At 65.9% G+C, this 11,716-nt stretch carries 12 protein-coding genes and 1 riboswitch; all 12 genes read left to right on the top strand.

The features are described 5' to 3' along the window. Positions 1-18 precede the first annotated feature (18 nt). Positions 19-207, top strand: a riboswitch (cobalamin riboswitch). 164 nt (positions 208-371) lie between these two features. Genes RCH93_RS13400 through cobJ form a run of 12 tightly spaced genes read left to right on the top strand, consistent with a single transcriptional unit; the run spans position 372 to position 11,702 of the window. Beyond that, complete coding sequence (locus RCH93_RS13400; RefSeq protein ID WP_306548923.1) at positions 372-1,274, top strand: sirohydrochlorin cobaltochelatase; 903 nt, start codon at positions 372-374, stop codon at positions 1,272-1,274. Continuing rightward, entirely contained in the window at positions 1,274-2,311 is a 1,038-nt protein-coding gene (locus tag RCH93_RS13395; RefSeq protein WP_306548922.1) for an iron ABC transporter permease, read from the top strand. Before RCH93_RS13400 ends, RCH93_RS13395 begins: the two co-directional genes overlap by 1 nt. After that, positions 2,292-3,110, top strand: a complete 819-nt coding sequence (locus tag RCH93_RS13390; protein ID WP_306548921.1) for an ABC transporter ATP-binding protein — start codon at positions 2,292-2,294, stop codon at positions 3,108-3,110. The genes RCH93_RS13395 and RCH93_RS13390 overlap by 20 nt, the downstream gene beginning before the upstream one ends. A 19-nt stretch (positions 3,111-3,129) precedes the next feature. Further along, positions 3,130-4,050, top strand: coding sequence for an ABC transporter substrate-binding protein (locus tag RCH93_RS13385; RefSeq protein ID WP_306548920.1), 921 nt, complete (start codon positions 3,130-3,132; stop codon positions 4,048-4,050). Next, positions 4,047-5,396, top strand: coding sequence for a cobyrinate a,c-diamide synthase (locus RCH93_RS13380; protein ID WP_306548919.1), 1,350 nt, complete (start codon positions 4,047-4,049; stop codon positions 5,394-5,396). The genes RCH93_RS13385 and RCH93_RS13380 overlap by 4 nt, the downstream gene beginning before the upstream one ends. Positions 5,397-5,405: 9 nt before the next feature. Continuing rightward, positions 5,406-6,026, top strand: coding sequence for a precorrin-8X methylmutase (locus tag RCH93_RS13375; RefSeq protein ID WP_306548918.1), 621 nt, complete (start codon positions 5,406-5,408; stop codon positions 6,024-6,026). A gap of 7 nt (positions 6,027-6,033) precedes the next feature. After that, complete coding sequence (cbiD, locus tag RCH93_RS13370) at positions 6,034-7,149, top strand: cobalt-precorrin-5B (C(1))-methyltransferase CbiD (RefSeq protein ID WP_306548917.1); 1,116 nt, start codon at positions 6,034-6,036, stop codon at positions 7,147-7,149. Continuing rightward, positions 7,136-8,353 carry a precorrin-6y C5,15-methyltransferase (decarboxylating) subunit CbiE gene (cbiE, locus tag RCH93_RS13365; protein WP_306548916.1) on the top strand — a complete coding sequence of 406 codons (1,218 nt, stop codon included), beginning with the start codon at positions 7,136-7,138 and terminating at the stop codon, positions 8,351-8,353. Before cbiD ends, cbiE begins: the two co-directional genes overlap by 14 nt. Beyond that, positions 8,350-9,138 (top strand): precorrin-2 C(20)-methyltransferase, encoded by a 789-nt coding sequence (gene cobI / locus RCH93_RS13360; RefSeq protein ID WP_306548915.1) that lies wholly within the window; start codon positions 8,350-8,352, stop codon positions 9,136-9,138. The genes cbiE and cobI overlap by 4 nt, the downstream gene beginning before the upstream one ends. Next, positions 9,113-9,904, top strand: coding sequence for a precorrin-4 C(11)-methyltransferase (cobM, locus tag RCH93_RS13355; protein WP_306548914.1), 792 nt, complete (start codon positions 9,113-9,115; stop codon positions 9,902-9,904). Before cobI ends, cobM begins: the two co-directional genes overlap by 26 nt. Next, on the top strand, positions 9,904-10,935 hold the full coding sequence (locus RCH93_RS13350) for a cobalt-precorrin 5A hydrolase (RefSeq protein ID WP_306548913.1): 1,032 nt from the start codon (positions 9,904-9,906) through the stop codon (positions 10,933-10,935). The genes cobM and RCH93_RS13350 overlap by 1 nt, the downstream gene beginning before the upstream one ends. Continuing rightward, positions 10,932-11,702, top strand: coding sequence for a precorrin-3B C(17)-methyltransferase (gene cobJ / locus RCH93_RS13345; protein WP_306548912.1), 771 nt, complete (start codon positions 10,932-10,934; stop codon positions 11,700-11,702). Before RCH93_RS13350 ends, cobJ begins: the two co-directional genes overlap by 4 nt. The last annotated feature ends 14 nt before the right edge of the window (positions 11,703-11,716 follow it).

The following is an 11,716-nucleotide window of genomic DNA, read 5'->3' as shown; positions in this document are numbered from 1 at the left end:
GGGGCTGCAGGTACGATGGGGCCGCATTGTGGTTCAGGTGTCCGTATCAACGGATGAAAAGGGAATCCGGTTCAATGCCGGAACGGGCCCGCCGCTGTAACCGGGGACAAATTCCGCAGAATGGCCACTGTTCCGTGACGGAACGGGAAGGCGCGGAAGGCGAGTGATCCGGAAGTCAGAAGACCTGCCTGAACAGTACCACCCCGACCTTTCCGGCTAGAGAGGCGGGCTACAGACTCCAGCGGTAAAAAAGGGACATCCTGGATCAAGATTATTGGTCCGGGATTTTTTTATTTCGGGCCGGAACCTCGGGAAAACGGCGGCCCTCGCAGCAATGGTCCAGCCTTTTCCCACCGACCGGGGGAGCAAGGGTGCAACAGAGCAAGGCAATTGTCCTGGCCATGTTCGGGACCACGGTGGAACCGGCTCTGCAGGGACTGCTGGCGATCAAAGCCGCCATGGAAGCCGCGTATCCGCAGACGCCGGTGCGTCTGGCCTTCACCTCCAATCAGATCCGCCGCATCTGGCGCAAGCGCGCCGCCGACCCGGCCTACCAGGCCGCTCATCCGGATATTCCCCGGGAAATCCTTGAGGTTCAGGGCGTGCTCGCCGCCATCGCCAATCTCCAGGATCAGGGGTTTGACGCCCTGGTTGTGCAGCCGACCCACATTGCCCCTGCCGAAGAATTCCACGATCTCGCCGCCTACGTGCGCGGCCTGAGCTCGATCCGCACCATGAAGCCGCGCTGGCGGCCGTTCAAAGCCATTGCCCTGGGCCGGCCGCTGCTTGGCGCCTACAGCCCCGAGCGTCCCTATGCCGACGACATTCTCATCGCCGCCCGCGCCCTGGCCGACGACGCCGCATTGGCCCACAGCCACTCCGCCGCCCTGGTGTACATGGGGCACGGCAACCACTACTTTCCCTCCGGCGGCCTCTACCTGGAATTCGCCGCCCGCATGCGGAGTCTCTATCCCGACACCCTCACCCTGATCGGCACGGTCGAGGGTTTCCCCGATTTCGCCGAGGTGCTCTCCAGCCTGCGGTTGCACGGCGTGCAACGGGTGGTGCTCAAGCCTTTGCTCATCGTGGCCGGCGAGCACGCCACCCGCGACCTGATCGGCCCGCAGGAGGATTCCTGGCTGTCGATCCTCAGCCGCGAAGGGTTTGAGGTGATCCCGGCAATCCGGGGACTGGGCGAACAACCGGCCCTGGCGCAGATCTTCGTGGATCACGCCGCCGACGCCGCCGCCGACGCCGGGATGGAACTGCGCTGATGCACGGTCGCGCCGCCGCATTGCTGCTGCCGCTGACCGCTGTGCTGATTCTCGCGGTGGCCCTGTCGGCCACCCTGGGCTTCCTGCAGGTGTCAATTCCCGACGTGTTCATCATCCTCTGGGCCAAACTCAGCGGCCAAGGCCAGCCAACGGGTATTGATCCGGTGGCCGCCACCGTGGTCGCCGACGTGCGCATGCCCCGCATCCTGGGCGCCGTGCTGGTGGGCGGGCTGCTGGGGGTCAGCGGCGCGGTCTTTCAGGCGATCCTGCTCAACCCGCTGGCCGACTCCTACACCCTGGGCATCTCCACCGGCGCCGCCTTTGGAGCATCGCTGGTGATCGTGCTGCAAATTTTCGGCCTGGCCCTGCCCTCGGGAGTAACCATTCCGGTCTTTGCCTTCATCGGCGGCGTGGGCACCTTGGCGGTGGTGCTGTACCTTGCCGCCGGCGACCGGCGGCTCTCCTCGACCAGCCTGATCCTGGCCGGGGTCATTGTCGCCGCCATCCTGTCGGCAGCCATCGGGTTTCTCAAATTCCTCGCCGACGAGCAGGTGGGGCTGATCATCTTCTGGCTGATGGGCAGCCTGGCCGGGGCCTCCTGGCCAAACATCCTCCTCCTTGCCCCCACAGCGCTGTTCGGGACCCTGGTGGGGGTGTTCTACAGCCGCGATCTCAACATCATGGCCACCGGCGACCGGGCCGCGACTTCGCTGGGGATCAACACCGTTCGCCTCCGCACCGTCCTGCTCACCGTCTCCACCCTGATGACCGCGCTGGCGGTGTCGGTGTCCGGAATCATTGGCTTCGTCGGATTGATCGTGCCGCACATGCTGCGCCATATCGTCGGCCCGGACAACCGGCTGCTGATCCCGCTCTCCTTCTTCACCGGCGGCCTGCTGCTGCTGATTGCCGACACCCTGACCCGGGCGGTGCTGCCGGTCGAGGTGCCGATCGGCGTGCTCACCGCGCTCCTCGGCGGACCCTTTTTCTGCATCCTCTTCAAACGACGGCAGCGGGATGGCAAAACCGATTTCTGAACAGGCAGACGACCTGCTCTGGTCGATCAGGGGAGTCAACTTCGGCTACAACGGCACGCCGGTGCTGCGCGACGTCAACCTGGAGCTCCGCTGCGGGTGCTGCTACGGCATCCTCGGGCCCAACGGCAGCGGCAAGACCACCCTGCTTGATCTGATGGGCGGTCTGCAGTCGCCGCAATCCGGAACCGTCGAGTTCAAAAACCGGCCGCTGGACGCCTGGCCGAAAAAGCAGCTGGCCAGACAACTGGCCCTGGTGCCCCAGGATTTCATGGTCCGCTTCGGCTATTCGGTGCGCGAAGTGGTGGAGATGGGGCTGCATCCGCACCTGCATCGCTTTGCCGCGCCCAGCGAGCAGGATCAGGCCCTGGTCGACGAGGCCCTGGAGATCACCGGCATTGCCGCCCTGGCCGACCGCCCGGTGACCCGGCTCTCCGGCGGCGAAAAGCAGCGGGTGGCGGTGGCGCGCGCCCTGGCCCAGCGACCGGCGGCGCTGCTCCTTGACGAGGCCACCTCCAACCTCGACATCCACCACAGCCTGGAGATTCTTCACCTCATCCGCAACCGCTTTGAACAGCAGGGAATGCAGGTGGTGGCCGTCATGCACGACCTCAATCTGGCCTCGTTTTTCTGCGACCGGCTGATTTTCCTCAAACAGGGCCAGGTGGTTTGCCAGGGCCGCACCGAGGAAACGCTGACCCCGGAAACCATCGAGGCCGTGTACGGCGTCGAGGCGGAAGTAACCGTCAGCGCCTTTACCAACAGCCGGCAGGTGAGTTTTCGTCTGCCGGTCGCCCCTTAACCCTTTGCACCACGGAATCATGCGCATCAACGTTCTTTTTTTCGCCCAGTGTCTTGTTCTTTTCCTTGTCTCCCTGGCCTCCGCCGCCTCGATCACCGACAGCGAGAAACGGACCCTGGTTTTTTCCCAACCCTTTCAGCGGATCATTTCGCTCTACCCGGCCCACACCACCAACCTGATCGAACTCGGGCTGAACAAGGAAATCATCGCCTGCGGCACCAGCGACAATCAACTGCCGGACCGGCCCCGTGTCCAATTCCAGGACGATCCCGAACGCATCCTGGCCCTCAAACCCGACCTGGTGCTGATCCGGCCGATGATCAGCCGGGGATACCCCAATCTGGTGCGGATTCTCGAAAAAAACAACGTCCGGGTGGTGTCCCTGCAACCTTCCGAGGCCTCGGAGCTGTTTCCGTACTGGGAAGACCTGGGCAAGCTCACCGGCCGGGAGGCGCAGGCCAAGGAGATGGTGGCAACCTTTGGCAAGAGGCTGGCGAAAATTGCCGCCTCGCTCCAGGAGATTCCCCAGGAAAAACGCAAACACGTCTATTTTGAGGCCATCCACAAACAGATGAAGACCTTTGCCCCGGGTTCGATCGCCATGTTTGCCCTGGAATCGGCCGGCGGGATCAACATCGCCACCGACGCCGAGCAGATGCGCGAGACCAACATCGCCGCATACGGCAAGGAACGCATCCTCGCCAAGGCCGACCAGATCGATCTGTACCTGGCCCAGAGCGGCCGGATGAACCCGGTGAGCGTCGACGACATCATCCGGGAGCCCGGTTTTTCGGTGATCAAGGCGGTGCGCGAGCGGCAGGTTTTTCTGGTAGACGAGGAAATGATCAGCCGGCCGACCCTGGGACTGATCGACGGCATTGCCTTTGTTCGCTCGTTGCTCTATCCCGATTACGGCCAGGAAGGCGTCGCCCGGCTATGAACCGGCCGGCCCTGCTCATCGCCGGGACCCATTCGGGCTGCGGCAAGACCACGGTCACCCTGGGGGTGATGGCGGCCCTGGCCCGACGCGGGACAACGGTTGCGCCCTTCAAGTGCGGCCCGGACTTCATCGACCCCAGCCTGCACCGGATGGTGACCGGCCGGGTGTCGCGCAACCTGGACGTCCGGATGTGCGGGGCGGAGTTCGTCCGCCGCAGTTTTGCCCGCAACAGCCCGGCCCACTGCTGTTCGGTGGTTGAAGGGGTGATGGGCCTGTTTGACGGCGGCGAAGGCTCGGCGGCGGTCCTGGCCAAGACCCTGAACCTGCCGGTGCTCCTGGTGATCGACGTCCGTTCGGCGGCGGAAAGCGTGGCCGCCGTGGCCCACGGCTTTGCCACCCTGGACCCTGAACTCCCCCTGGCCGGCGTGATCTGCAACCGGGTCGGCTCGGACAAACACCAAGCCATGGTGGGCGAGGCCATCCGGGCCCACTGCAGCGCGCCGGTCATCGGTTTTCTGCCGCGTCGCGAAGCAATCAGCATCCCTTCCCGCCATCTCGGCCTGCACATGGGCGAGGAGCATCCGTTGCAGGGCGAGGGATTGGAGCAACTGGCGCAGCTCATTGAGACCCATCTCGACCTGGACCTGCTGCTGCGGATAGCCGGCGAGCGTCGGGGAGTCGACGATGCGGCGGCAGCGTCCCTGCCCCTGGTTGCCGGCGGGACGCCGGTTCGCCTCGGCGTGGCCAGGGACGCGGCCTTCTGTTTTTACTACGAGGACAACCTCGATTTGTTGCGCGAGGCCGGAGCAGAGTTGTTTTTTTTCAGCCCGCTGGCGGACGGGGCGCTGCCGCCGGATCTTGCCGGGCTCTATCTCGGCGGCGGCTATCCGGAACTCCATGCCCAACAGTTGAGCGAAAACGTGGCCCTGCGCGAGCAGATCCGCGCCTTTGCCGCCAGCGGCCGGCCGGTTTACGCCGAGTGCGGCGGGTTTATGTACCTGTGCCAATCGATCCGCGATCAGGAAGACCGCATCGCCCCCATGGTCGGCCTCTACCCCTTTCGAGCGCGGATGCAGACCCGGCTGCGCAGCCTGGGCTACCGGAGGCCGACCACCGAGCGGGACTGCCTGCTTGCGCCTGCCGGCGTGACCCTCCATGGCCACGAGTTCCACTATTCAACCATCGACGACGACGGCGCCGGAGTTGACGCGGCCTATCGTCTGGAAGACGGGCGGCCGGAAGGCTACCTCCTTGACAACACCCTGGCAGGGTACATCCATCTGCACTGGGGCCGCACGCCTGAAGCTGCCGCCCGCTTTGTTCAGGCCTGCCGACAATCACGCTGAGAGCACATCATGGTTACCTTGCAGCAGATCGCCCCCCTGGAAATTGAAGCCGAGAGTTTCCGCATTATCGAGCGCGAACTTGGCCCCACCGGATTTTCACCCGAGGAATTCGCCGTGGTCCGCCGGTCCATCCACGCCACCGGCGACTTCAGCTTTGCCGAAAATCTGCGTTTTCACCCGCAGGCGATAGCGGCCGGATTGGCCGCCATCCGGGCGGGGAAAAACATCCTGGTGGACGTCAACATGGCGGCCAGCGGCGTCTCCGCTGCCCTGCTGGCCCGCTTCGGCGGACGGGTGATCTGCCGGGTGGCCGAGCCGGAGACCGCGGCCATGGCCAAGGTCAACGGAACCACCCGCTCCGATGCGGCCATGGCCAGGAGCATTGGCGACAACATCGGCATCGTCGCCGTCGGCAACGCTCCCACTGCCCTGCTCAAGGTGATGTCGTTGATTGAGTTGGGGCTCTTTGCCCCGGATCTGGTGATCGGCGTGCCGGTGGGCTTTGTCAACGCGGCCGAGTCCAAGCAGCTGCTGGTCGAAAAAGACTACCCCTTCATCGCCGCACTCGGACGCAAAGGCGGCACGCCGGTCGCGGTGGCCGCAGTCAACGCCCTGCTGCGGCTGGCGTAACCACCCCATGACCCGGCCATCGGAGCGCAAACCGCTGCGCAGCGGCTACACCACCGGGGCCTGCGCCGCTGCGGCGGCCAAGGCGGCGGTGCTGTGCCTGCTGGGGCAGGACAATCCGGGCATGGTGGAGATTCCCTTTCCCGACGGTTCGCGCCACGGCTTTGCCCTCTGCCGGTTTGGACCAACCGAAGATGATCGCGCCATGGCCACGGTGGTCAAGGATGCGGGCGACGACCCGGACGTCACCAACGGGGCCGAGATCGGCGCGGTGGTCCGCTGGCTGGAGGAAAACCCTCAAGACGGCGAGGAGCGGATTGTCCTGGTGAACGGCCTCGGCGTTGGTCGGGCGACCAAACCGGGCCTGCCGGTGGCGGTGGGCGAACCAGCGATCAACCCCGTGCCCCGGCAGATGATCCGAACCGCGGCTGCGGAAGCCCTGGCTGCGACTCCCGGCGAAGGGGATCCCCCGCACGCGCGCCTGGAGGTGCAGATCTTTGTCCGCGACGGCGAGGCCCTGGCGGAAAAGACCCTGAACCGGCGGCTGGGCGTCGTCGGCGGTTTGTCGATCCTCGGCACCACCGGAATTGTCCGCCCGATCTCGGCCAAGGCCTGGACCGACACCATCGAGGCCTCGATGCAGGTGGCCCGCGCCGCCGGACTGACTTCGGCGATTCTGGCCACCGGCCGGACCTCAGAGGCGGCGGTGCAGCGTTTGCTCGGCCTGCCGGAAGAGGCCCAGGTGATGATGGGCGATTATCTGCTGTACGGGCTGGAGGCGGCCAAGCGCCAAGGGTTCAGCCGCATCCATCTGGCCGGGATGTGGGCCAAGCTGGTCAAGGCCGCCCTGGCCGTGCCCCAGACCCATGTGCGCAACGGGGCACTGGAAACCCGGCAGGCGGCGGATCTGCTGGCCGAGCTGGGCCTGGACCAACCGACGGCCGAGCAGTTTCGCGCCGCCAATACGGCGCGGGAAATATACGACCGGCTCAAGGCGCTGCAACGCGACGACCTGATCGCGGCGGTCTGCGAGCGGGCCAAACAACAGGCCGAGCAATGGTCCGGCCTGCCGGTGCGGGTCTATCTGGTCACCTCCGAGGAGGGAGTCGTGCATGTCACGGATTGAACTGATTGGGGTCAGCGGCAAAGGCCTGACCGCCGAGCAATGGCCGCTGCTGCGCCGTTGCGCCGCCATTGTCGTCTCCCGCCGCCACCGGCCGCTGGTCGCCAGCTTGCTCCATCCGCTGATCGACATTGCCCCGGTTCCGGCCATGGTCGCCAGGGTGGAAGAGGCCCTGATCACCGGCGACGTTGCCGTGCTGGCCAGCGGCGACCCCTTATTTTTTGGCGTCGGCCGCACCCTGATCAAGCAGTTCGGCCCGGAGCGGATCAGCATCCACCCGGCCCTGTCGGCCCTGCAACTGGCCTGCGCCCGCTTCCGCGCCTCCTGGGACGATCTCGCCCTGGTCAGTTTGCACGGACGTCCCAACCAGGACATCCCCGGCCGCATCCTTCGCCACTCCCGGGCCATGCTGCTCACCGACGGCGACAGCAGCCCGGACCGGATCGCCGCCTGTCTGCTGGAGGCGCTTGCCGCCTGCGGCGACGCCGAACGCATCGCCTCCGTGCGCGTCCGGGTGGCGGAAAACCTGGGCCTGGCCGACGAACGACTGACCAGCGGCAGTCTCCAGGAGATTGCCGCCGCCCGGTTCAGCCCGCTGAACATGGTCCTGATCGAGCAACCGCCGCAGCCGCAGCAGCCGGAAATAATCCGTTTCGGCCTCACCGAAACCGAGATCCAGCATTCGCGGGGCCTGATCACCAAGGACGAGGTCCGCGCCGCCACTCTGCACCGGCTGCGGTTGCCGGCAAGCGGCGTGCTGTGGGACATCGGCGGCGGCTCGGGAAGCGTCTCCCTGGAGGCGGCCCGGCTCTGTCCGGAACTCGCCGTCCACACCATCGAGAAAAAAACCGAGGAGCAGGCCAACATCCGCGCCAACATCCGCGCTTACGGCGCCTACAACATCCGTCTGACCGGCGGCGAGGCCCCGGAAGCCCTGGACGGTCTGCCCGCGCCGGACCGGGTCTTCATCGGCGGCAGCGGCAGGCGGCTGGAGGCGATCATCGAAGCGGCAACGGCCCGCCTCAGCCCAGGCGGCCGGATTGTGATCAACGCCGTGCTCCCCCAAACCGAAACCCTTGCCCTGGCCTGTTTGCAGCGACTTGGCCTGCGCGTGGAAAGCAGCACCCTGGCCGTGACCCGGCGACGCCATCCCGACGGCGAATCCCGCGTCTTCAACCCCATAACCCTTATCACAGGCGACAAATGAGCAGCGACAACTCTCCCACCCGGACCGGCCATCTCTATCTGGTCGGTGTGGGCCCCGGCGATCCGGAACTCATGACCTACAAGGCGGTGCGCATCCTGACCGAAGCCAAAATCTGGGCAGTGCCCACGGCCAGGGAAAACGGCGTCAGCAGTGCCCAGCAGATCGCCGGCCAGATGATTGCCGACAAGGGGCGGACCATTCTTTCGCTCTGCTTTCCGATGAAAAAAGTCTTCCTTGGCCAGGAAACCGACGATCAACTGCTCATGGCCTGGCGCAAGTCGGCCGACGAGGTGATCCGCCATCTTGACCAGGGCGAGGACGTGGCCTTTCCCACCCTGGGCGACGCCACCCTCTACTCCACCGCCTTCTATCTCCTGGCCATGATTCAGGAGCAGCGGCCGAACGTCCCTGTGACCGTGGTGCCCGGCATCACCGCCATGGCCGCCTGCGCCGCCTCCCAGTCCAGCCCGCTGGCCCTGGGCGACGACGTCCTGGCCGTGGTGCCCGCCGCCTTCGAGGACGACCGCTTGCGCCAGATCCTCACCACCCTGGATTCAGTGGTGCTGATGAAGGTGCACAAACGGATCGACGCCCTTATCGACATCCTTGAGGAACTCGAACTAACGCCGCACGCGGTGCTGATCGAACGCTCGGGCATGGACGGCGAGCGGGTCTACACCGACATCCGCGAGGCCAGGGGCCGTAAGCTGCACTATTTTTCCACCATGGTGATCCGCAAAAAAAAGGTACAGGTGTCCAATGGAACGCACGCAATCGCTCTCTGAGGCGCAGGCCGGGGCAACCCGCCATCCGGTCGTTTTTCTCGGCGCCGGTCCCGGCGACCCGGAACTGATCACCCTCAAGGGCCGCCGCCTGCTCGACGCGGCCGACGTGGTGGTCTATGCCGGCAGCCTGGTCAACATCGCCCTGCTCGACGGCATCAAGGCCGTCTGTTACGACAGCGCCGCCATGGACCTGGAGGCCATCATGCAGACGCTGGCCAAGGGGCACCGCGAAGGATTGCGGGTGGTGCGGCTGCACACCGGCGACCCGGCCATCTACGGGGCGATCCGCGAGCAGATGCAGTGGCTGGACGCGGTCGCCATCCCCTATGAGGTGGTGCCGGGGGTCAGCTCGGCCTTTGCCGCCAGCGCCGCCCTGAAGAAAGAACTGACCGTGCCCGAGGTCACCCAGACGGTGATCTTCACCCGTCAGGCGGGGCGCACGCCGGTGCCCGAGCCGGAATCGCTGCGCAATCTGGCGCGCGTCCAGGCCACCATGTGCATCTTCCTCAGCGTGTCGATGATGGCCCGGGTAGTCGAGGATCTGCTCGCCGGCGGCTATCCGGCACACACGCCGATTGCGGTGGTCGAGCGGGCCAGCTGGCCGGATCAGCAGATTGTGCGCGGCGTCCTGGCCGACATTGCCGCCAAGATCGAGGCCTCGCAGATCAAAAAGACGGCGATGATCGTGGTTGGCCCGGCCCTGGCCGAAGACAGCCGGATCGCCTCCAAACTCTATGACGCGGCCTTCACCCACGAGTACCGCTGATGGCTGAGCCGGCAGGGGAGCGGCCCCGCCTGGCCGTGCTGGCCATCAGCCGGGGCGGCTGCGACCTGGGCGGGCGGCTGGCCGAGGCTCTGGGCGGCGATTTCTTTGCCTGCAAGGGACGACTGGCCGAGGTCATGGCCCGGGTGTGGCGCGATTACGCCGAAATCGTCTGCATCATGGCCACCGGCATCGTGGTCCGCATCGTTGCGCCGCTGTTGCGGGACAAACTCCAGGACCCGGCGGTGGTGGTCTGCGACGAGAAAGGAAACTTTGCGATTTCGCTGCTCTCCGGCCACATCGGCGGCGGCAACGCGCTGGCGCATCGGGTGGCCGCCCAGACCGGCGGTCAGGCCGTGCTCACCACCGCCTCGGACGTGCTGGGCCGCACCGCCCTGGACCTCTGGTGCCGCGACCTGGGACTGACGCCCGCCGACAAGACGGCCTTCACCCGTGCCATGGGGAGGCTGGTGGATCAGGGATCGCTGACCCTGTGGAGCCGCTATGCCCAGCCGGAGCTGCCGCCGGACCTGATTCCGATTGCGGAGCGCGACCGGGCCGATCTGGTCGTCGACAGCCGGACCGACGCGCCCGCCCACGCCGCCCTGCTCCATCCTGGGGCTATGGTCGTGGGCGTCGGCTGCAACCGAGGCGCGACGGCGGCGGCCATTGCCCGCGCCGTGGAAGCCGCCTGCAGGGCGCATGGTCTGGCGATCCAATCGGTAGTCCGGTTGGCCTCCATCGATCTCAAACAGGACGAGGCAGGCTTGCTGGAATACGCCCGGCAACTGGGGCTGCCGATCGATTTTTACGACAAAGACCAGCTCAACCGGGTTGAGGGCGTCGGCGCCGCCTCCGAGGCGGTGCTGCGCGCCACCGGGGCCAAGGGCGTGGCCGAACCGGCGGCCCTGCTCAGCGCCGGGCCGGGCGGCGTCCTGCTGGTCGCCAAAATGAAATGGACCGACGTGACCACCGCCGTGGCGGAAATCGCCGATCCCTTCGCAATCACAAGACAAGGAAACACAAAACAATGACGACAGGACAGGACAGCACCAATGGCTCTCTCGCGGTCGTGGGCCTCGGCCCCGGCGCAATCGATCTCATGGCGCCCCGGGCGCGCGCCGCTTTGGAGCAGGCAGAGGTGGTGGTCGGATATCGCACCTATCTTGATCTGGTTCGCGATTGTCTCAATCCGGCCAGCGAGGTGATTTCGTCGTCGATGATGCAGGAGATCGACCGCTGCCGCAAGGCGCTGGAACTGGCCGAAGCCGGGCAACGGGTGGCGCTGGTGTGCGGCGGCGATCCCGGCATCTACGCCATGGCCGGGCTGGTCTTTGAATTGGCCCAATCGATTGACGCCAAGGCGCCGATTAACGTCATCCCCGGCATCGCGGCCCTCAACTCCTGCGCCGCCATCCTCGGCGCGCCGCTGATGCACGATTTTGCAGCCATCAGCCTGTCCGACCTGATGACCCCCTGGGAGATGATCGAGCGCCGCCTTGAGGCTGTGGCCCCGGCCGATTTCGTGGTGGTGATCTACAACCCCAAGTCCAAGAAACGCACCGATCAGATCGTTCGCGCCCGCGAGATCATGCTCGCCCACCGCTCCCCCGACACCCCGGTGGGCATCGTCAGCGGCGCCACCCGCGAGCACGAGTCGGTTCGCCTGACCACCCTGGAGCACATGCTCGACGAGGAAATCGGCATGCAGACCACTGTCCTCATCGGCAATTCGCAGACCTTTGTCTGGCGGGACAAGATGATCACCCCAAGGGGCTACAGCAAGAAATACGGCCTGTAATCAAGCCGCCCTTT

The organism is Desulfobulbus sp. (assembly GCF_030824455.1).
Classification (GTDB): Bacteria; Desulfobacterota; Desulfobulbia; order Desulfobulbales; family Desulfobulbaceae; genus Desulfobulbus.
Note: the sequence above shows the minus strand (reverse complement) of the source record. Positions and strands in the feature narration are given on the sequence as shown.